We start from the raw sequence: 20,798 nt of genomic DNA, 5'->3' as shown, positions 1-20,798 counted from the left end.
CCGGGAATCGTCCTGTTACTCCCCGTGCACGGCGGAACACCCCGACCGGGTCGTGGTCGGGGTGTTCCGGGTGTGGTTCAGCGGCCGAGGACCCGGTCGAGGAAGTCGCGGTACTGGCGTACCGCCTGGCGGAGCTGCTCGGTGTCGACGGAGCCGTCGTCCTGCCAGCCGCCGATCCGGTTCTTCTGTTCCGCCAGGGCTGCGGCGAGCGCGTGGATCGCCTCCTCCACCAGCCCCTGGGCCTGCCCGGCCGCTGCCTTGGGATCGTCGACGAAGCGGAGCTGGACGTCCCGCCAGCGGTCCCGGAAGCCCTGCGCGGTCCCCGGGTCGAGGAGCGTGGCCGGCTCGGCGAGGGCGGACGGGGAGGACCCGGTCGTACCGGCGGCGGTCAGGGTGTCCGGGGTGCCGGTGGCAACGGCCGTCGCCGGGGCGGCGTCCGGGTCCACCAGCGCCGGGTCCGGGCTGCCGTAGCCGGCACCACCGACCACGACGCCGGTGTCGGGGTTTCGCCTGGTTTCCCGGTCCTGCCCGGTCTCCCGGTGGTCGGTCCGGGCCCCGGGCGTCCCGTCCAGGTGCCGGCCGGTCGACTCGGCCTCGTCGACGGTCTGTTCGCGGTGGTGGCCGTGCAGCAGCGCGGTGGGGTCCGCCCGCCGGCCGGCTCCCCGCTCGCCGACGGCGCCGTCGCCGGGGCGGGCGGTGCGTTCCTCGCGCGGGTCCGGCTCGTCGGCGGGGATCGGGCTGGCCAACGCCGACGCGGCGACCGCACCGCCGACCGTGGTCGCCCCGAAGGCGGTCGGCACCGGGCCGGGCTGGTGGAATTCCGCCTCCCGGTCGGCTCCGGCTCCACGCGGCTCCTCCGGGCTCTCCCCGGTCCGGTGGTGGCCCCCGTCCCGCCGCTGGGCGACGGACGGGTCGTCGAAGGTGCCCCGGTCGTCGAGCGCGTCCTCGGGCACCTCGGTCCGCCCGGCACGGTCCCCGTGCCGGCCGGCGGTGGCGTCCGGCGGTGGCACCGGCACCGGTTCCGAGCGGACCACCTCGGTCTGGTCGGTCTGCTGCTCCTGCTGGCGCATGGCGGCGGCCTCCTCAGCGGCTCGTGACGTCGTGCGGGGTCTCGGTCTCCTCGGCGTGGCGCGGTGCCGGCGGCTGGGCCGCGACCGGCTCGGTGCCGAGCAGGTCGGCGACGAGCGCCCGGTAGTGGACGACGGCCTGCCGCAGTTCCTCGGTGCTGGCCTCGCCGCGCTCGTTGCGCAGGTGGATGTCGTGGGCCTCGCGGTAGCGGGCGAGCGTGCGGGCGTGGTCGACGGAGAGGTGCGCGGCCTGCTCGTCGAAGTCCCCGGTCGGGTAACCGCGCTCGGCGACCAGACGGGAGACCAGCGCGTGGGCGTCGCCGACCGCCTCGGCGGGGGTGTCGACGAAGCGGAGCTGGACCTCCTCCCAGGCGGCGGTGTAACGGGTGCGCGACTCGGGGCTGAGCGGGGTCAGGGTCAACTCGGCGTGCCGCCGCTCACGGGCACGGAGTTCCTTCTCCGCCTCGCTGCGGCTGGCGCGCTCGGCGACGACCCGGTCGTACTCGGGCCCGAACCGCTGGCGCAACTGCCGACGGCGTCCGGCGACCACGGCCAGCGCGATCCCGGCGGCGATCACGAGTACGACGAGAACGATGACGACTACCTGCGTGGGCGACATGGCCTCCTCCTTCGTCACCTGCTATTCCCGCGTCGACCTGATCGCCAATCCCGATTGCGCCTACTTTCCCGCTGAGGTGGCCGACATGACCGGGCCCACATGCTGATCTTCACCGCAAACTTGACTCATTCCAGAAAATGGGTTCGGGGAAGGTTGTGCGGGTTTGCCCGACACCACCGGGCCCGCGTCGCTGGTCGGCGGGCCGGGGCGGTCACCCGGACGAGGGGCTGCCCAGTCCCTCGTCCCGGGCCGCGGCGATCGCCTCGGCCCGGCTGTTCACCCCGAGCTTCACCAGGATGGCGGAGACGTTGTTCCGCACCGTCTTGGGACTCAGCCCGAGCCGCTGCGCGATCCCGGCGTTGGGCAGGCCCCGGGCCAGCAGACCGAGGATCTCCCGTTCCCGGTCGGTGAGCTGCGGGAACGGCTCCGGGCGGCCGGGACCGGCGCGGAACAGCATCGCGGCGCGACCCGCGACGGCAGCGCCGAGAACCAGGTCCCCGCTGGCCACCGCACGGATGCTGCGCTCCACGTCGGCGGCGCTGGCGCCCTTGAGCAGGTAGCCACGGGCCCCGGCGCGCATCGCCGCGACCAGCGACGCGTCGTCGGAGAGCATGGTGACGACCAGCACGCCGATGTCGGGGTGGTCGCGGGTGAGCACCCGGGTCGCCTCGACGCCGGACCCCTGCCCGAAGTGCAGGTCCATCAGCACGACCGTGGGCCGTACCCGCGTGACGACCTGCAACGCGGTCGCCACGTCGGCGGCCTCACCCACGCAGTCGATGCCGTCGAGCGTGGACAGCAACGCCGTCATGCCGAGCCGGAAGACGGGGTGGTCGTCCACCACGACGACCTGGATCGGGGCGCTCACGACAGTTCCAGGGGGATGGTCAGCCGCACCATGGTGCCGCGCGGGTCGGCCGGACCGATGGTGAGGGTGCCACCGATGCCGTCGGCCCGCTCCCGCATCGCGTGCAGGCCGACGCCCCGGGTCGGCCCCACGGGCGGGCCCTGACCGTGGTCGGTGACGATGATCCGCAGCAGGTCCGGCCGTCGGTCCAGGGTGACCGTGCAGCGGTCCACCCCGGCGTGCCGGTGCACGTTGCGCACCGCCTCCGCGGTCACCCCGTACGCGGCGGTGGCGACCGAGCCGGGCAGCGGGTCGAGCGGCACCGGGACGTGCACGGCGACGTCCAGCCCGGCCCGCGCGTACTGGTCGCGCAGGGTGTCCACCGCGGGTTCCAGGCCGCCGTCGGCGAGCACCGGCGGCAACAGGCCGTGCGCCAGGTCCCGGACGTCCTCGGCGCGCGTGGTCAGCTCGGCGATCAGTCGCTCCAGCAGTTCGTCCGCGCGGGCCGGGTCGCGGTGCAGCAGGTTGCGGGTGGCGGCGAGGCCGAGACCGATGCCGCTCAGCGCCGGGCCGAGCCCGTCGTGCAGGTCCCGACGCAGTGCCCGGCGCTCCTCGTCGCGGGCCTCGGCGAGCCGCCGCCGGGAGCGGGTCAGCTCCTCGTTGGTCCGGGCGAGATCCACCACGGCGGCGACCACCGGGGCGAGCCCGGTGAGCGCGTCGGTGACCCGGTCGCCGAGCAGTTCCCCCGGACGCGGCCAGGCGTGCAGGTGACCGACCTGGCGACCCCCGCTGGTCAGCGGCACGGTCACCGGCATGCCCCCGGCGCGTGGGGGCGGCTCGGGCCCGTCGGCGGTGACCAGAACCTCGGCGAGGCGCAGCGCGGTGGCGATCACCGGGCCGAGGTCGGCGGAACGGTGCAGGCTGTGGGCGACCCGGCGCATCAGGGGTTCCGGGCTCTCGCCGTGCACCAGGCGGTCCACGCCACGCTGCACCCACTGCCGCACCGGCTGGAAGGCGATCGCGATGGCGGCGGTCACCACCAGCCGGGGCGCGGGCGAGGCGTCCGGGAGCACCCGGTCGAGCACGGTGACCCCGGCGCTGTACCCGGCGATCACCCCGGCGGTCATCAGGTACCACACCAGGGCCCGCCGGACGGCCAACCGCAGCCCCCACATCTGCTGCCGGAGCACCACCACGGCGACCGCCGCCGGAAAGAACGCCTGCGAGGCGAGCATCAGCAGGGCGGGTACCGAGGCGGGCAGCACCGGCGGCAGCACGGTGACCAGGAACGCGAGGGTCAGCAGCGTACTGCCCGCGGTCGCCCAGCCCATGCCGTGCCGCTGCTGGCGTGGGCCGTGCCGCCAGCGCCACCCGCAGGCCGCCGCGGCGAGCAGACCGAGCAGCACCAGGGCGTACCCGGCCGGCCCGGCGAGCGCGGCGCGGACCTCCATCGCGGCGGGCCCGAGCGGGACCAGCCCGCGCGGCGGTGGCGCGGTCAGCACGATGACCGACGTCAGTGCCACGTACCCGAGCCCGACGGCGACCGCGACCCGCTCGACGCGGGCCGGCGCCCGTTCCGGCAGCAGCCAGGGCATCACCACGACCAGCGCGTACAGACCGGGAACCCAGGCCCAGTGGTGCGCGGAGAGCAACCAGTACGGGCCGGTGGAGAGCAGACCCCACTGGGCGGCGAACGCGGACAGGGATCCGCCGACCCCGGCTGCCGCGACGATCCACCCGGCGAGCCGACCGCCGGTCCGCCGCCGGCTCAGCACGAGCCACGCGACACCGCCGTAGACGATCCCGTCCATGAGGTCCACCAGCGAGTACAACTGGGTGTCGGTGAACGCCGGCAGCGCGACGCACCACATCACGATCGCGCCGGTGGTGAACCCGACGGTGACGGCGAGGACCACCCAGGCGACGATCCGGTCGGTCGGGCGAGGAGTCGACATGGTCCATCCACTGTGTCAGTCGTCGCCGACGGCGGCGGACCACCGTTCGGCCGGACATGCGCGGAGGACCGGTCCCGGTCCGGCCCCCGCACGCGTGCCCAGCTCCCCGCCACCGCCGTTCGGGTGACCCCGGGTGTCCCGTCCGTAACGGGACGCCGGCCCCTGGCAACCGGGACGGCAGGGCCCGTTGACTGTCGTCATGACCTCTTCTCCGGACCACATCCCGGCCCACGTCAAGGGTTCCTACGTCAACTGCTCCGAGTACGCCCGGGAGGCGCGGCTCACCCCGCCGCCGGACGTCGAGCACTTCCCGGCCCACGTCAAGAACTCGTACGTCAACTGCTCCGAGTACATCCGGGAGGCGCGGCTCACCCCGCCGCCGGACGTCGAGCACTTCCCGGCCCACGTCAAGAACTCGTACCCGACCTGCAACGACAGCATGCGGACGGCCCGGCTCACCGCCCAGCCCGCAGCGGCATGACGACGCTGCACGCCCCGACCCGGCTCGGCGACACCTGGCGGGAGTGGCTCGCCGAGAACCTGGCCATGGGCGCCTCCGTCGACGAGGCGCGGGCGGCGGCCATAGCCGGGTGCGGCGACGCCGACGCCGTCGACGCGGAACTGACGGAACTCACCGGCCACCCGTACTTCGCCGTCTGTCGCCGCCTCGCGCTGCGCTACGACTGGATGGAGTCCGTGCTGGACACGTACCGGGCGCTGCGCGACAGCGACGGGGGATGCACCCTGGAGCGCCGCGCGGACCTCACGCCGGAGGAGTTCTTCTCCCGGTACTACTTCGGGAACCGCCCCGTCGTGCTGGACGGGCGGATGACGGACTGGCCCGCCCTCGACTGGACGCTGGAGAGCCTGGCCACGGCGTGCGGCGACGCCCTGGTCGAGGTGATGACCGGTCGGGACGCCAACCCGGACCACGCCTGGCAGTACGACCGGCACCGCACCACCATGCCGTTCCGCGACTACCTGGCGGCCCTCGGTTCCGGCGTCCGCACCAACGACTACTACATGGTCCCCCGCAACGAGAACTGGTCCGGGCCGCTGCGGCCACTCGCCGCCGACGTTCGGCCCCCGGAGGGCATCGTGGACCCGGCGGCCGTCGGGCACCTGCTGCTCGGCCCGGCCGGCACGGTCACGCCGCTGCACGTGGACAACAGCAGCGTGCTGCTCTGCCAGGTGCTCGGCCGCAAGCACGTCCGGCTCGTGCCGTCGTACGAACGACACCTCGTCTACCCCCGGGGCGGCACGTTCAGCGCGGTCGACGCGGCCCGCCCGGACCCCGTCCGGCACCCGCGGTTCGCCGAGGCGACCGTGCTGGAAACCGTCCTGGAACCCGGTCAGATGCTGCTCGTCCCGGTGGGCTGGTGGCACTGGGTGGAGGCCCTGGAGGTGAGCGCCACGGTCACGTTCCACCACTTCTGCACGCCGGGGCAGAACCACCGGATGGCGACACCGCCCGCCGCGGGTCAGGACGACTGACCGGTACCGCCCGTACGTCCGACCGCGACGCGTCACCGGGCACCCCGCCGCACCCCCGGCGGGGTGCCGGCGTACGTTCGTCCACGGTGGACGAGGTCGGGTGGGACCCGAGCGGACGGAACGGACGGTAGTGCATCAGCGCACGATTACGTATCCTGCCGAAGGCGCTCGTACCGGTGCCCGGTGCGCCGGGCGTCGCTGCCCGGCCGGCTGCCGGCGCCACTCCTGCCACACCTTCCGGGCGAGGTGCTGATGAACTCCCGCGACTGGCCGATCCGCACCAAGCTGACCGCGCTGGTCGTCGTTCCGCTGTCCGCACTGCTGGCACTGTGGATCTTCGCCACCACACTGGCCCTCGGCCCGGCCCTCGACCTGCTCGCCGCCGGCACCCTGCTGCGGGACCTGGGCCTGCCCGGTGACCGGGTGGTCATCGAGCTGCAACGGGAGCGCCGGCTCTCGGTGGTCCAACTCGCCGGTGGTCGCGAGGTGACCGAACTGCGCGACCAGCGGGTGCGCACCGACACGGCGGTGGCCGAGCTGCGGCGCCGGGCCGAGGGCAAGGACCTGCGGGACGCCGCCGACGACCTGCTCGACGCCCGTCTCGACCGGCTCCTCACCGCCGTGGAGGCGCTCCCCGCCGGGCGGCGGTTCATCGACCGGCGGCAGATGGACCGGGCCGGCGCGCACGGCCTCTACACCGGCATGCTCACCGCGGCGTTCCAGACCTTCGCCGCCATGGCCGCCGGCCCCGACGACGGCCTCACCCGGCAGGCCCGGGCACTGGGCTCGCTCGGGCACGCCCGGGAGCTGCTCAGCCAGGCCGACTCGCTGGCCGCCGGGGTGTTCACCGCCGGCCGGTACGCCCGGGGCGAGCACACCGCGCTGGTGCAGACCATCGGCAACCAGCGGTACGCCGCCGCCGTGGCCGTGGACGACCTGCCGGGCGCCACCCGCAGCGCCTTCCAGCGGCTGACCGAGGGGGAGGACTTCCTCCGGCTGCGGCGGATGCAGGACGAACTGGTCGCCGCCGACCCGGGCGACCCGCCGTCGGTGGACGCGCGGACCTGGCGGACCACGTACGACGGCGTCCAGCGCCAGCTGCGCGACTTCGAACTGGCCGAGGCGGAGGCGCTGACCGAGCGGTCGGTGCCGGCGGCTGTCGGCATCCTCGCCCGGCTCGCCGCCGCCGGGCTGCTCGGGCTGGTGGCCGTGGTGGCCTCCCTGGTCGTGGCGTTGCGGGTCGGCCGCTCGCTGATCCGGCGACTCACCGGGGTCCGGACGGCCGCCACCGAGCTGGCCGAGCGGCGACTGCCCGACGTGGTGTCCCGACTGCGCCGGGGCGAGGAGGTCGACGTCGCCCGGGAGGCCCCGCTCCTGGAGTTCGGTACCGACGAGATCGGTCAGGTCGGGCAGGCGTTCGGTGCCGTCCAGCGCACCGCGGTCCGGTCCGCCGTCGACGAGGCGGCCCTGCGGCACGGGCTCAACCAGGTCTTCCTCAACATCGCCCGGCGCACCCAGGGCCTGGTGCACCGACAGCTCGCCCTGCTCGACCGGATGGAGCGCCGTACCGAGGACCCGGAGGAGCTGGCCGAGCTGTTCCAGGTCGACCACCTCGCCACCCGGATGCGCCGACACGCCGAGGACCTGGTCATCCTCGCCGGAGCGGCGCCGGGGCGGGGCTGGCGCAACCCGGTGGCCGTGCTGGACGTGGTCCGGGGCGCGATCTCCGAGGTCGAGGCGTACGACCGGGTGGACATCGCCCCGGTGCGGCCCACGGCGGTGGTCGGCCGGGCCGTCGGCGACGTGATGCACCTGCTGGCCGAGCTGATCGAGAACGCCACCGTCTTCTCCGCCCCGGACACCCGCGTGGTGGTCCGCGGTGAACTGCTGCCCAACGGGTACGCCGTCGAGGTCTCCGACCGGGGCCTGGGCATGACCGCCGACGCGATCGAGGAGGCCAACCGCCAGCTGTCCCGGTCCCCGGAGTTCGACCCGGCGGTCAGCGCCCGCCTCGGGCACTTCGTGGTGGCCCGGCTCGCGGCCCGGCACGGCGTCCGGGTGCGGCTGCGCCCCGGTTCGCAGGGCGGAACGACCGCGGTGGTGCTCCTGCCGTCCGACCTGGTGACCACCGAGCCGCCCCGGCCGCCCAGCGACCGCTCCAGCGACCGGATGGCCAAGGTGACGAAGCTGAGCACACTGCCGCGGCCCCGCACGGCCCGCTCGGCCCGCAGGCGCACGGAGCCGCCCTCGGTGGTGCCGCTGGCGACGGCGCGACCGGGTCCGGCCGAGGTCCCGGTCGGCCCGGACGGGCTGCCCCGCCGGATCCGGCAGCGGGGCCCGGCCCGGCAGCCACGCCGTCCGGGCGCCGAGCCGTCGCCGCGCACCCCGGAGCAGGTACGGGCGGCGATGGCGGCGCTCCAGTCGGGCACCGCCCGGGGGCGACGCGCGGGAACGTACCCGGCGGAGCCCGATGCCGTGCCGTCCACTGCGGTCGACGCCCCCACGGTGCCGGTCGGCCCGGCCGTGTCGATGGCGGACCAACCGACCACGGAGCTACCCCGGGTGCGACCCGGCGGAGCGTCCAACGAAACTGTCACCGGAACGGGAAGGGACGGGTAGTGGTGCAACCCACGAGGCAGGCCGCCGATCTCGACTGGCTGCTCGACGAACTGGTGGACCGGGTGCCGGCCGCCCAGCAGGCGGTGGTGCTCTCCGCGGACGGGTTGCTCATGGGCGCCTCCGCCGGACTGGAACGGGACGCGGCCGAGCACTTCTGCGCCATGGCCTCCGGCTTCGCGAGCCTGGCGAAGGGAGCCAGCCGGCACTTCGCGGCCGGGCCGGTGCGCCAGACGGTGGTGGAGATGGAATCGGCGTACCTCTTCGTCACCGCCGCCGGCCAGGGCGCGTGTCTGGCCGTGCTCAGCGACGCCGACACGGACATCGGCCTGGTCGCGTACGAGATGGCGATGCTGGTGACCCGGGTCGGCGAGACGCTCAGCACCCCGTCCCGGGTCTCGACGGTCGTGGCCGATGCGGGCTGAACCGCCGGGGCCCCGGCACGAGTGGCTGGACGACGAGGCCGGCCCGGTCGTCCGCCCGTACGCCGTCACCGGTGGACGCGTGACCTCGGCCGCCGGTGACTTCGACCTGGTCGCGTTCGTGCTGGCGACCCGGGACACCGACCCGGACGACCACCCCCACCTGCACCCGGAGCACCGCCACCTGGTCGAGCTGGCTGTCGAGCCGGTGTCGGTGGCGGAGCTCGCCGCGCACCTCGACCTCGCCGTCGGCGTGGTCCGGGTGCTCCTCGGTGACCTGCTCACCGGCGGACTCGTCACCGTGCACGAGCCGTCGTCCACTGCGTTCCTTCCCGACGACAACATCCTCAAGGCGGTGGCGAATGGACTCCGTGCACTCTGACCGTGACGGATCCGGCCGGCGGGTTCCGTTGGCACTGAAGATCCTGATCGCCGGGGGCTTCGGGGCCGGCAAGACGACCCTGGTGAGTGCGCTGAGCGAGGTCCGTCCGTTGCAGACCGAGGAGGTGCTCACCAACGCCGGGATCGGTACCGACGACACCTCCGGCGTGGAGGGCAAGTCCACCACCACGGTCGCCATGGACTTCGGTCGGATCACCATCAACGAGGACCTCCAGGTCTACCTCTTCGGTACGCCGGGGCAGGACCGGTTCTGGTTCCTCTGGGACGAGCTGGCCTTCGGCGCGCTCGGCGCGGTGGTGCTCGCCGACACCCGGCGGCTGGCCGACTGTTTCCCCTCGGTGGACTACTTCGAGCAGCGGGGCATCCCGTTCGTGGTCGGGGTGAACTGCTTCGACGGCTCCCGCCGGTTCAGTCTGAACTCGGTACGCCACGCGCTGGACCTCGACCCGGACGTGCCGCTGGTGCTCTGCGACGCCCGCGACCGCCAGTCCGGCAAGCTGGTGCTGGTGGCCCTGGTGGAGCACGTCGCCGCGCAGCGGGGCGAGCCGGCGGCCTGACCTCTTCGGCCCGCGGCGGGGGAAAAGTCCGGGGCACCGGGTTCACCGTCGGGTGATCGCGGGAAGGCTGGTGGGACCGACTGCGGACGAGAGGAGAGGTGGCGCCGTGACCGACCAGGGGGATGTCGTCCACATCGGCGGCTACACCAGGGAGAGCGACGGCAACGGCGACGGCATCGTCGCCGCCCGGCGGGACCCGCGGACGGGCGCGCTGACGCCGCTCGGCACGGTGGCGGTCACCGCGTCGCCGTCGTTCCTGGTCCGGCATCCCACCCTGCCGGTGCTGTACGCGGCGAACGAACTGCCCGAGGGGCAGGTCAGCGCCTGGCGGGTCGCGCCGGACGGCGACCTGACCCCGCTGGGCACCGGCGACACGGGTGGGGCCGAGCCCTGCCATCTGGCGGTCACGCCGGACGGCCGTCACCTGGTCGCCGCCAACTACGGCGGGGGGAGCGTGGCGGTCTTTCCGCTCGACGGCGCGGGGGTGCCGTCCGGGCGGAGCGACCTGGTGGTGCACTCCGGGCACGGTCCGGACCCGCAGCGGCAGGAGGCGGCGCACGCGCACATGGTCTCGCCGGACCCCGACGGTGGGCCGCTGTACGTCGTCGACCTCGGCACCGACTCGGTGTACCGGTACGACCTGGACGCCGCCACCGGTCGGCTGGTGCCTCGCGCGCCCCGGGTGCGAACCCACGCCGGAACCGGCCCCCGGCACCTGGCCCGCCACCCGGACGGACGCCGGGTCTACCTGGTCGGCGAGCTGGACGGCACGGTCACCGCACTGGACCGGGACGCCGAGGGGGCGCTGCACCAGCGGGGGCGGGTGCCGGCGAGCGGGCGGACCGGTCACGTCCAGCCGGCGGAGATCGCGGTGGGCCCGCAGGGCCGGTTCCTCTACGTCGCCAACCGGGGCGTCGGCACGCTGGCGGTCTTCGCCCTCGACGGTGCGCTGCCGGAACTCGTCGCCGAGGTGGACACCGGCGGAGAGTGGCCCCGGCACTTCGCCTGGTCCGGGCGGGACCTCTACGTCGCCGACCAGCGGGCCGAGATGGTCCGGGCCTTCCGTGTCGACCCGGCCACCGGAGTGCCGGAGCCGGCGGGCGAGCCGGTGCCGGTGCCGAGCCCGAGCTGCGTCCTGCTCTGACGGGTGCCATCTGTTACTCACACAGCGTGATGATTCGTGAATAACGGCAGCTCGGCTGTTCATCCTGTGTAACTTCCGGCCGAACGGTGGTAGCCGCGGCGTTCACCGACCCGCAACATGGTCAGCGTGTCGGGCCGCCATCGCATGCGTTCGGGTTTTCGCGGAGCAGGCGCCGTCGCTTCGGCGATGGCGCTTGTCGTCGTCGTGGGCGGAGCGTGGTTCGGCTACCGGCAACTGGCCCAACCGGGCTGCTCCGGGCAGGTCGAGTTGACCGTCGCCGTCGCCCCCGAGATCGCCCCGGCGGTGCAGGCGGCGGCCGGCCGGTGGGCGGCCGGCGGTCCGGCGGCCGGGGGCGCGTGCGTCACGGTCGAGGTCTCGGCCCAGGAGCCGGTCGAGGTCGCGGCGGCGGTCGCCGGCGGGCACGGCGTCACCCTGCCCGGAGTGGGGCAGGCCAGCGGTACGGCGATCACCCCCGACGTCTGGGTGCCGGACTCGTCGACCTGGCTGGTGCGGATCAGGAACAGCGGCGCGACCGCCTTCGCCCCCACCAACGGCGCCTCGATCGCCCGCAGCCCCGTCGTGGTCGCCATGCCGGAACCGGTCGCCGCCCGGCTCGGCTGGCCGCAGCAGAAGCTGACCTGGGCGGACCTGCTCCGGCAGATGAACACCGACACGAAGCTGCGCACCGGGATCGTGGAACCGACCCGGGACGCCGCCGGTCTCGCGGGGCTGCTCGCCCTCAGCGCGGCGGCGGGCGCGAGCGGGGGAGACAGCCAGCAGGCCAAGACGGCGGCCCTGCGGGCACTGGCCACCGGCCGGTCCGCGTTGCGGCAGGACCTGCTCGCCCGCTTCCCCCGGTCCAGCGATCCGGCCGCCCTCGCGGCCGCCCTCGGTGCCGCCGCCCTCTCCGAGGAGGACGTGATCGCCTACAACCGGACCGAGCCGCCGGTGCCGCTCGCCGCGCTCTACCTGGAGCCCGCCCCGATGCCGCTGGACTACCCGTACGCGGTGCTGCCGGGGATCGAGCCGGCCAAGGCCACCGCCGCGGAGGCGCTGTTCGGGGCGCTCACCGCCCCGACGTTCCGGGACGGGCTGGTCGGGCAGGCGCTGCGCGGGCCGGACGGGATCGGCGGAGCCGGATTCCAGCCCCCGGCGGGGGCGCCGGCCGGGAGCGTGACCCCGTCGGGCAACGGTGGCAGGGCGGCCGGCGGACCGGACCCCTCGGCGGTCGACGCCGCCGTGTCGGGCTGGTCGATCGCCACCCAGCCCGGTCGGATGCTCTGCGTCATCGACGTCTCCGGCTCGATGAAGCAGCCGGTGCCGACCGCCGGCAACGCCACCCGGGCCCAGGTCACCGTCGCCGCCGCGCTGCGGGGCATGGATCTCGTCGACGACTCGTGGGCGGTCGGGCTGTGGACCTTCTCCACCGAGATGGTCGGCCGCCGTGACTACCGGGAACTGCTCCCGATCGGTCCGCTGTCCACCCAGCGGAGCCAGCTGAAAGCCGCGCTGGGGGGAATCCGTCCCACGCCGGACGGGGACACCGGCCTCTACGACACGGTGCTCGCCGCCTACCGGCGGGTCCAGGGTGACTGGGAGCCCGGGCGGGTCAACTCGCTCGTGCTCTTCACCGACGGCAAGAACGAGGACGCCGACGGGATCAGCCAGCGGGAACTGCTCGCCGAGCTGGCCCGGATCGCCGACCCGGAACGACCCGTCCAGGTCGTGATCATCGGGATCGGCGGGGACGTCAGCCGTACCGAGCTGGAGGCGATCACCAAGGTCACCGGGGGTGGGGTCTTCGTCACCGAGGACCCGAACCGGATCGGTGAGATCTTCCTCCGGGCGGTCGCGCTCCGGCCGAACGCGCCGCGCTGAGTGGCCGGACCTCCGACGGATGGCTGCGCGTGCGGACGGGTGTGACCCGGGGTGTCCACAACGGAGGGTCCTACTGACGGCATTCCGTCCGTGGCTACCGGGAACGACGGCTGTCGGGGGAAGATGTCCCGGTGCCCTGCGGCACCGGCCACCCGGGAGCCGGTGCGGGCGGGGTGCCATCGACGATAGTGGGGAGGGTCGTTGACCTCGGCGCTGTTGACCCCCGCCTCGACCTCGGCCGCGTCCGCCGGTAGGCGGCCGACGAGGGCGATCCGAGCTGACGAACGGGCCTACATCCGGACGTTGGTGGTGCTCGACACCGCCATCATCGCCGTCGCCGTGCTGGTGGGGTACGTCACCCGGTTCGGCGACTACGAACCGCGCGGCTCGGAGGTCCCGTACGTCCTGGTGGCTCCCGGGTTGATGATTGCCTGGCTGCTCTCCCTGAAGGTCCTGCGCTGCTACGACGAGCGACTCCTGGGCTACGGCGCCGACGAGTACCGCCGGGTCACCTCGGCGAGCCTCCGGCTGGCCGCGACGATCGCCATCACCGGCTACATCGCCGACGTGGGCGTCTCGCGCGGCTTCCTCGCCATCACCCTGGCGGTCGGCACCCTCGGGCTGCTGGTGGCCCGGTTCGCCGCCCGCAAGCGACTGCACCTCGACCGGTGCCGGGGCGCCGGCTGGTCCCGGCGGGTGCTGGCGGTGGGGGACACCCCGCACGTGCTGGAGCTCGTGCACACGCTGCGCCGCGAGCCGTACGCCGGCTACCACGTGGTCGGTGCCTGCATCCCGGACGCCCTGCTCGCCCCGGTGCCGCAGCGGCTGGGGGAGGTGCCGGTGGTCGGCTCGTTCCGGGGCATCGTGGAGGCGGCCGAGGCCATCGGGGCGGACACCGTGGCGATCACCGCCTCCGCCGAGCTGACCGCGACCCGGCTGCGCCGGCTCGGTTGGCAGCTGGAGGGCACCGGGATCGACATGGTGCTGGCCCCGGCGCTGACCGACGTGGCCGGTCCGCGCATCCACACCCGGCCGGTCGCCGGCCTGCCGCTGATCCACGTGGAGGCCCCCGAGTTCCGGGGGGCACGCAAGCTGGTCAAGGGACTCGTCGACCGTTCGATCTCGCTGTTCGCGTTGGCGCTGCTCGCGCCGCTGCTGGTGCTGATCGCCGTGGCGATCCGGCTGGACAGCCGGGGCCCGGTGCTGTTCCGGCAGGTCCGGGTCGGGCAGGGCGGACGCGAGTTCGGCGTGTTCAAGTTCCGCACCATGGTGGTCAACGCCGACGTGATGCTCGCCGAGCTGGCGGCCCGCAACGAGACCGACGGGCTGCTGTTCAAGATGCGCGACGACCCCCGGGTGACCCGGGTCGGGCGGTTGCTGCGCAAGTGGTCCCTCGACGAGTTGCCCCAGCTCGCCAACGTGCTGATCGGGGACATGAGCCTGGTGGGCCCGCGCCCGCCGCTCCCCTCCGAGGTGGCCCGTTACGACGGCGACGTCGCCCGCCGGTTGCTGGTCAAGCCGGGCATGACCGGGCTCTGGCAGGTCAGCGGACGCTCGGACCTGAGCTGGGAGGACGGCATCCGCCTCGACCTGTACTACGTGGAGAACTGGTCCCTGGCGGCGGACCTGACCATCATGTGGAAGACCTTCGGCGCGGTCCTGCGCAGCCGCGGCGCGTACTGACCAACCCCGGTCCTGCGCCACGGCGGCGCGTACCCGGGGTGGGCCGGGGTCACGGCTGGGGACCGGTCCAGTCCAGGCACACCACGACCGCGTCGTCGACCAGGTCCCCGGCGACGAAGGCGCGCAGGTCGCCGATGAGCGACCGGACGGCGTCCAGCGGTGCCATCGGGCCGGTCCGGCGCAGGAACCGGGCCAGCGCCGTGTCGCCGTACCGGACGTCCTGCCCGGCGGCTTCGATCACCCCGTCGCTGACCACGAAGAGCCGGTCGTCGCGCTCCAGCCGGAACTGCTGGGACTCGTAGTCGGTCCCGTCGAACATGCCGAGCGGGAACTGTGCCTCCAGCGGCTGTTCGTGCACCTCGCCCCCGCGCAGCAGGACCAGCCGGGGCGATCCCGCGTCGACCACGGTCATCGTCCCGTCACGCAGGTCCAGCTCCAGCAGGAGTACGGAGAGGTGCTGGTCGCCGCGGTGCACCGCGTAGATCGCCTGGTCGGCCAGCGCGGCCTGGTCGGCCAGGCACAGCCCGGCCCGCCGGGCGTTGCGCAGCGCGTGCACGGCCAGTGAGGTGAGCATCGAGGCGGCGACGCCCTCACCCGTCCCGTTGATCACCGACAGCCAGAGCCGGGTGCCGTCGTCGGACCAGTCGAAGCTGTCGCCCCGCACCGCGTACGCCGGTTCGAGCTGCCCCGCCAGGCTGAACGAGGGGCGGATCCGGCTGCGCCCGGGCAGCAGCTCCCACTGCATCTCGGCGGCGAGGGTGAGTCGCTGGCTGCGCCGCGCCGTGCGGTAGACGTCGATGCCGGCCGACACGGCGGCCAACTCGTGCCCGAGCGCGGTGGCGACCTCGGCGAGTTCGGCGACGACCACCGGGTCCTCCGGCACCGGGGTCAGCTGGAGCACGCCGCGCCGCTCGCCCCGCATGCTCACCGGGAAGTAGCCCGTCCCGGCGGCCAGGACCGGCTCCTGGTGGTCGAAGCAGCGCCAGGCCGGGTGGCCGGGCTCGGTCAGCGACTTCCCCTCGCCCAGCGGCAGCAGCACCGACAACCGGTAGTCCACCTGGAACAACTCGGCGCCGGTGATCCCGTACGACCGGGCCAGCTCGGCGGCGACCCGGTCCAGCAGAAGATCCGCCGGTGCGTCGGTCAGAATCCGTCGTGCCCGGTTGACCGGCTCGCTCATGGTCGCTCCTTCTGACGATCCGCCCACCAGCGGTTCCGGGGTAGTCTCAGGCACACGATGGCCGAAGAACACCGTCCGCTCGGACCAGAAGCGAGTATGGTCGCCGCGCTCGACGATGCGGCGGCCACCCTGCTGTCCGTGTGGGAGGAAACACGGGAGCGGACGACGAACCGGCTCTCCACCGCACAGCTCCGCGCGGTCGTCGTGGTGGAGCAGCACGACGGGATCAACCTCCGGCGACTGGCCACGCTCCTGGGGATGCTGCTCTCCTCGGCCAGCCGACTGTGCGACCGGCTGGTCGCCGCCGGCATGCTGGAGCGCGAGCCCGGCCGGTACGACCGTCGGGAGATCTCGCTGCACCTCACCCCGGAGGCCATGCGTCTCCTCGCCGAACTGCGGGCCGAACGGCAGGCGCGCCTGGCCGAGGTGCTCGCCGGGATGAGCCAGGCCGGGCGGGAGGCGCTGCGGCGCGGGCTGGCCGAGTTCCAGGAGGTCGCGCGCCGGTCACCGCCGGCCGAGCCGCCCCCGCCCTCGGCCGGACCGCCCGACCCGCGCCGGCCCGGCGACGGGCCGCACCAGCACCCGACCGGCCCCCCGGAACGGTCCAGCGGTGCGCCGGCCGAACCGGGCCCGGCGTACCAGCCGCCGACCCCGTCCGCGACCCGCGAACCGCGTCCGGTGATCGATCAGCGCGGACCCTCGTCGGCGTTCCGTGCTCCGGCGTCCGGACCGGGTCCGGCGCGTTCTCCGCTGGTCGCCCTGCCACCCCCGACGTCCCCCACCGCCCGGCCCGCCTGACCACCGGCGAGGCGGGCCGTGCCCCGAGGGCCGTCATCCGTCGGCGCCCACGAGGCGCAGGTACCGGATGGCCCGGGGGTGTTCGGTGAGCGCCGTGGCGCAACCCGCCAGGATCGCGTCGAGCAGGGAGTCACGCGTGCCGAGGGCCTGACGTTGCCACCGGACGAACTCGTCGAGCAGCTCGGGGTCGCCGACCAGGAGCGCGGCGGCGAGCGAGTCCAGCACCTGGGCCGTGGCGTCCGCCACCGGATCCGCGTCGGCCCCGGCGGGGACCAGGGCGCGGGTGACCCCCTGCACCACCTCGCGGCGGCGGCGCAGCACCGCGACGTGCTCGTCGTCGGGCGGAGGCGGTGCCGGCTCACCCGCCGAAGCCAGGTGGCCGTGCCGGTCCAGCAGCTCCACCGCGTCCCGGGCGGAGGCGCCACACGCGGCGGCACCCACCGCCGTGGCCCAACGGCCGCCCGCGCCGAAGCCGGGGCCACCGGCGACCACCGGGACGCCCGTCGCCCGGCACGCCTCGATCATCCGGGCGGCCCGGACCAGCCGGCTCGGCTGCACACAGCTCACCAGCACCGCGTCCGGCCCGGTCTGGTGCAGGTAGCTGACCAGGTGGCGGGGCGGCACGCTGGCACCGAGGAAGGTGACCCGCCAGCCGCTGGCCCGGACCACCTCGGCGACGATCCGCGCGGCCAGCGCGTGCCACTCGCCCTCGACACAGGCCAGCACCACGTGACCGCGGCCGGCCGACCGGCCGGTCCGGCGGCCGACGGCGGCCACCACCTGCTCGCTGACGTGCGTGGCGGCGTGCTCCTGGGCGACGCTCCACCCTCCGGTCAGCCAGCGCCGGCCGATCTCCCGCTGTGCGACGGACACCACGTCCACCAGGACGTCCGCGACCGACCAGCCCCGGTCCAGCAGGTCGAGCACGAGCCGGGTGGCGCCCTCCGGGTCCACCCGGTCCAGGTGGTCGAGGTACGCCCCGACGGCACCTCCGTCGGACGTCGCCTCCCCGAGTGCCGTCCCGCCGTCCACGGTCACGGCCGGGCGCCGGGCCGGGTCGACGCCGGGGCGATGGCGAGCATGGCGATGTCGTCCTGGCTCTGCCCGTCCAGCCACTCGTCGACCAGTTGCAGCATCCGGTCGATCATGGCCCGGGGCGGGAGTCCGGCCCCCGAGGCGAGCGCCTGACGTAACCGGGCTTCACCGAACATCTCCAGCACCCCCGGGCCGCCGCGCGCCTCGGTCACCCCGTCGGTGTACGCCAGCAGCAGCTCGCCGGGGGCGAGACGGATCCGCGTCTCGACGAACCGCGCGGCGCTGAGCGCCCCGACCGGCATCCCGCCGACGACGGCCGGGCGGACCGCACCGTCGACCCCGACGACCAGCGGTGACGGGTGCCCGCCCCCGGCGACGCAGAGCCACAGCGCGCCGTCCGGCTCCACCGTCAGGGTGCCGAGCAGCAGCGTGGTGAACTGGTTGCGCCGGGCCGCCCCGGGCGCGTCGAACAGGGCCCGGTTGAGCAGCGCCATCAGCTCCAGCGGACGCCGTTCGACCAGGCGCAGGGTCTGTAGGGACTGGCGTACCCGGCCGGTGAGCACGGCCGCGCCGACGCCCTTGCCACAGACGTCGCCGAGGGCGAAGGTGCCGCCGTCGGCGGTGGCCGAGACGTCGTAGAAGTCGCCCCCGATCCGTAGGCTGTCGCCGGCCGCCCGGTAGCCGCCGGCCAGCGACACGCCGGGGATCTCGGGCAGTTCGGGCGGGAGCAGGCTGGTCTGGAGCACCCGGGCCAGGTGGGTCTGCTCGCCGTGGAGGTCGGCGGTGGCCAGGGCCGCCCCGGCCCGCGCGGCGAACTCCCGGACCACGTCGACGTCACGCTGGTCGAAGCCGGCCCGGCCCGGTCGGCGTACCAGGATCAACGCCCCGGTCGCGCCACCCGCCCCGAGCATCGTGGTGACCAGGACCGTGCCGGGGCGGCCGAAGTCCGCCGGCAGCACGTGACCGAGGTCGGCCAGTTCGGCGTCGAGCCACGGACTGGCGTCGGTACGCTCGCCGTCGAGCGCCTCGGCGAGTCCCGGCACCGAGCCGGGTAGTTCGGCCGGGCCGTTCCCGGTGACCGGCGCGGAATCGCCGTCGGCGAACCGTACCCAGTGCGGACCGGCGTCGGCCGGAGCCGGCGGCGGCGGGCGGTGGACGACCACGGCGGCGTCGGCGAGGTACGGCACGGCCAGCGTGACCGACGTCCGCAGCGTCTGCTCGCGGTGCAGGGAGAGCCCGAGCCGGCTGCCGGCCCGGGCGAGGAACGCGGTACGGGAGCGCTCGGCGAGCAGCGCGTCGGTGCGGGCCCGCTCCTCGGTGACGTCCCGGACGTACCAGGCGCAGCCGCCGTCCCGGAGCGTGCGACGGACCCCGGCCAGCCGCCGCCCCCGGTGCTCGGCCTCGAAGGTGGTCGCCCCGCCGCCGGCCGCGTCGGCCAGTGCCGGTACGCCGGCCAGCGTCAGCATGCCGCCCCGGGTGACCTCGGGCAGCAGGTCGGCGGCCATCGCGTTGGCCAGGGTCACCACGCCCCGCGCGTCGGCGGTGACGACCGCGTCGGCCAGCCCGTCGAGCAGTTCACGGGCGAGGGCGGCGTCGATGGGGACGTCCCGGGGCCGGTCGGCGGAGCGGGGGGCCCGCCCGGCGCCGCTGACCGGACCGGCCTGCCCTCCGCCTCGGGAGGCGGTCACCGTCGGGCGCCGGAAGCCCTGGCGTGCTGACCTCTGCACATGCTGGGGAGGAACTCCTTGCGTCCGGAAAGTTGCTCGACGGCAAGCGTACCGAGCGCGGTGGCCGATCGCCCATCCGCCGACGCGGCGTCAGCCGGCACGGGTGAGCCAGGCGGTGGGCCGGGCGATGATCCGGCGTACCACCGATCCCGCCGCGCCCACCGCGGCGGCGTCGCCGCCGAGCACCGCCGGGCGGACGGTGACCGGGGACCAGGCGGCGGCGAGCACCCGCCGGGAGACCTCGGCGGTCACCGGGGGGACCAGCCAGCGGGCGAGCGGGGCGTAGGTGCCGCCGAGGACCACGGTGTCCAGGTCGAGCAGGTTCACCACCCCGGCCACCGCCACGCCGAGCGCCGTCCCCGCCCCGGCCAGCGCGGCGAGGGTCGCCGGGTCGCCCCCGGCGGCGAGCCGGGCCAGCCGTACGGCGTCGCCGGCCACGTCCGCCCCGGTCAGGCCGGCGGCGGTGAGGATCGCCTCCTGACCGGCGTACGTCTCCAGGCAGCCCCGCCCACCGCACCGGCAGGGGTGGCCCTCCGGATGGACCGGGAGGTGGCCGATCTCGCCGCTGAACCCGCGGACCCCCCGGTAGAGGGTGCCGTCCAGCACGATGCCCGCGCCGATGCCCACCTCGCCGGAGACGTAGAGGAAGGTGGTGGTCCCCGGGTCGCCGGTGTGCAGTTCGCCCAGGGCGGCCAGGTTGGCCTCGTTCTCCACCACCAGGGTGGGCAGGCCGGGGACCGCCTCGGTCAGTGGTGGATGGGCGGCGAGCAGCGCCGGCACGTCCACCTCCCGCCAGCCCAGGTTCGGCGCCAGCCGGACCACGCCGTCGGCGTCCACCAGGCCGGGTACGGCGAGCGCCGCACCGGCCAGGGTGAGGCCCTGCCCGTGCGCGTCGGCCCGGGCCTGCCGGGCCAGTCCGGCGGCCAGGGCGAGCGTCTCGGCGGGGGAGACCGGGCGCAGGTCGGCCCGGTGCACGGCGCGGTGGCGGACCGCGCCGGTCAGGTCGAGCACGCAGACCGCCAGGTAGTCGACGTTGATCTCCAGGCCGAGGCCGGCGGGACCGTGCCCGGCGAGCAGCAGGCCCCGGGCGGGGCGGCCCGCCCCGCCGCGCGGCGTCGGCTCGACCTCGGTGACCAGCCCGCCGCCGATCAGGTCGTCGACGACGGCGGAGACGGTCGCCCGGGTGAGCCCGGTCGCGGCGGCCAGTTCGGCGCGGGACGGTGGCCGGGGCGCGACGGCGATCCGTCCGAGCAGCAGGGCGAGGTTGATCTCGCGGAGGCTGGCCTGGCGGACCGCCCCGGCCGGCGCGGTGTCGGCGGGGGTGCTCACGGCCTTGACAGTGCCACACCGCGATCAAATAATTCAACCGCTGAA

18 protein-coding genes are annotated in these 20,798 nt (G+C 74.8%); 10 read left to right on the top strand and 8 right to left on the bottom strand.

Going from position 1 to position 20,798, the window contains the following annotated elements; genetic code table 11:
- Window positions 1-77: 77 nt before the first annotated feature.
- The 4 genes from IGA62_RS30875 to IGA62_RS06630 all read right to left on the bottom strand — a co-directional run bounded on the left by IGA62_RS30875 (window position 78) and on the right by IGA62_RS06630 (window position 4,488).
- Window positions 78-1,070, bottom strand: a complete 993-nt coding sequence (locus tag IGA62_RS30875) for a hypothetical protein (protein WP_145815790.1) — start codon at window positions 1,068-1,070, stop codon at window positions 78-80.
- A 13-nt stretch (window positions 1,071-1,083) separates the two neighbouring features.
- Window positions 1,084-1,686: a hypothetical protein gene (locus IGA62_RS06640; protein ID WP_145815791.1), complete on the bottom strand. Its 603-nt coding sequence runs from the start codon at window positions 1,684-1,686 to the stop codon at window positions 1,084-1,086.
- Between the two features lie 211 nt (window positions 1,687-1,897).
- Entirely contained in the window at window positions 1,898-2,554 is a 657-nt protein-coding gene (locus IGA62_RS06635; protein ID WP_145815792.1) for a response regulator, read from the bottom strand.
- Window positions 2,551-4,488, bottom strand: a complete 1,938-nt coding sequence (locus tag IGA62_RS06630; RefSeq protein ID WP_145815793.1) for a sensor histidine kinase — start codon at window positions 4,486-4,488, stop codon at window positions 2,551-2,553. The genes IGA62_RS06635 and IGA62_RS06630 overlap by 4 nt, the downstream gene beginning before the upstream one ends.
- 199 nt (window positions 4,489-4,687) lie before the next feature.
- Here IGA62_RS06630 and IGA62_RS06625 point away from each other — a divergent pair, with 199 nt between their 5' ends.
- The 9 genes from IGA62_RS06625 (at window position 4,688) to IGA62_RS06585 (ending at window position 14,684) form a co-directional block, all read left to right on the top strand.
- Complete coding sequence (locus tag IGA62_RS06625) at window positions 4,688-4,969, top strand: hypothetical protein (protein ID WP_145815794.1); 282 nt, start codon at window positions 4,688-4,690, stop codon at window positions 4,967-4,969.
- Window positions 4,966-5,982, top strand: coding sequence for a cupin-like domain-containing protein (locus IGA62_RS06620; protein ID WP_145815795.1), 1,017 nt, complete (start codon window positions 4,966-4,968; stop codon window positions 5,980-5,982). The genes IGA62_RS06625 and IGA62_RS06620 overlap by 4 nt, the downstream gene beginning before the upstream one ends.
- 252 nt (window positions 5,983-6,234) lie before the next feature.
- Window positions 6,235-8,601: a sensor histidine kinase gene (locus tag IGA62_RS06615; protein WP_145821755.1), complete on the top strand. Its 2,367-nt coding sequence runs from the start codon at window positions 6,235-6,237 to the stop codon at window positions 8,599-8,601.
- Window positions 8,601-9,023, top strand: coding sequence for a roadblock/LC7 domain-containing protein (locus IGA62_RS06610; protein ID WP_145815796.1), 423 nt, complete (start codon window positions 8,601-8,603; stop codon window positions 9,021-9,023). The genes IGA62_RS06615 and IGA62_RS06610 overlap by 1 nt, the downstream gene beginning before the upstream one ends.
- Window positions 9,013-9,402 (top strand): DUF742 domain-containing protein, encoded by a 390-nt coding sequence (locus IGA62_RS06605; RefSeq protein ID WP_145815797.1) that lies wholly within the window; start codon window positions 9,013-9,015, stop codon window positions 9,400-9,402. The genes IGA62_RS06610 and IGA62_RS06605 overlap by 11 nt, the downstream gene beginning before the upstream one ends.
- Complete coding sequence (locus tag IGA62_RS06600; RefSeq protein WP_091450761.1) at window positions 9,383-9,979, top strand: GTP-binding protein; 597 nt, start codon at window positions 9,383-9,385, stop codon at window positions 9,977-9,979. The genes IGA62_RS06605 and IGA62_RS06600 overlap by 20 nt, the downstream gene beginning before the upstream one ends.
- Before the next feature lie 106 nt (window positions 9,980-10,085).
- A complete protein-coding gene (locus IGA62_RS06595) occupies window positions 10,086-11,123 on the top strand; it encodes a lactonase family protein (RefSeq protein WP_145815798.1) in 1,038 nt (345 codons plus the stop codon).
- Window positions 11,124-11,267: 144 nt separating this feature from the next.
- The gene (locus tag IGA62_RS06590) at window positions 11,268-13,001 is read left to right on the top strand and encodes a VWA domain-containing protein (protein ID WP_145815799.1); all 1,734 of its coding nucleotides are present in this window, start codon (window positions 11,268-11,270) and stop codon (window positions 12,999-13,001) included.
- 201 nt (window positions 13,002-13,202) lie between these two features.
- Window positions 13,203-14,684 carry a sugar transferase gene (locus IGA62_RS06585; protein WP_145815800.1) on the top strand — a complete coding sequence of 494 codons (1,482 nt, stop codon included), beginning with the start codon at window positions 13,203-13,205 and terminating at the stop codon, window positions 14,682-14,684.
- Between the two features lie 49 nt (window positions 14,685-14,733).
- On the opposite strand, the gene IGA62_RS06580 is transcribed toward IGA62_RS06585, so the two are convergent.
- Window positions 14,734-15,864: a PP2C family protein-serine/threonine phosphatase gene (locus IGA62_RS06580; RefSeq protein ID WP_145815801.1), complete on the bottom strand. Its 1,131-nt coding sequence runs from the start codon at window positions 15,862-15,864 to the stop codon at window positions 14,734-14,736.
- Between the two features lie 57 nt (window positions 15,865-15,921).
- Here IGA62_RS06580 and IGA62_RS06575 point away from each other — a divergent pair, with 57 nt between their 5' ends.
- Window positions 15,922-16,662 carry a MarR family winged helix-turn-helix transcriptional regulator gene (locus tag IGA62_RS06575; RefSeq protein WP_232624904.1) on the top strand — a complete coding sequence of 247 codons (741 nt, stop codon included), beginning with the start codon at window positions 15,922-15,924 and terminating at the stop codon, window positions 16,660-16,662.
- A gap of 33 nt (window positions 16,663-16,695) precedes the next feature.
- On the opposite strand, the gene IGA62_RS06570 is transcribed toward IGA62_RS06575, so the two are convergent.
- The 3 genes from IGA62_RS06570 to IGA62_RS06560 all read right to left on the bottom strand — a co-directional run bounded on the left by IGA62_RS06570 (window position 16,696) and on the right by IGA62_RS06560 (window position 20,753).
- Entirely contained in the window at window positions 16,696-17,700 is a 1,005-nt protein-coding gene (locus IGA62_RS06570) for a cobalamin B12-binding domain-containing protein (RefSeq protein WP_145815802.1), read from the bottom strand.
- Complete coding sequence (locus IGA62_RS06565) at window positions 17,697-19,385, bottom strand: PP2C family protein-serine/threonine phosphatase (protein ID WP_232624903.1); 1,689 nt, start codon at window positions 19,383-19,385, stop codon at window positions 17,697-17,699. The genes IGA62_RS06570 and IGA62_RS06565 overlap by 4 nt, the downstream gene beginning before the upstream one ends.
- A gap of 129 nt (window positions 19,386-19,514) precedes the next feature.
- Window positions 19,515-20,753 carry an ROK family transcriptional regulator gene (locus tag IGA62_RS06560; protein WP_190289261.1) on the bottom strand — a complete coding sequence of 413 codons (1,239 nt, stop codon included), beginning with the start codon at window positions 20,751-20,753 and terminating at the stop codon, window positions 19,515-19,517.
- Window positions 20,754-20,798: the final 45 nt, after the last annotated feature.

Origin of the sequence: Micromonospora sagamiensis (assembly GCF_014680085.1) — a bacterium.
GTDB lineage: Bacteria > Actinomycetota > Actinomycetes > Mycobacteriales > Micromonosporaceae > Micromonospora > Micromonospora inyonensis.
Note: the sequence above shows the minus strand (reverse complement) of the source record. Positions and strands in the feature narration are given on the sequence as shown.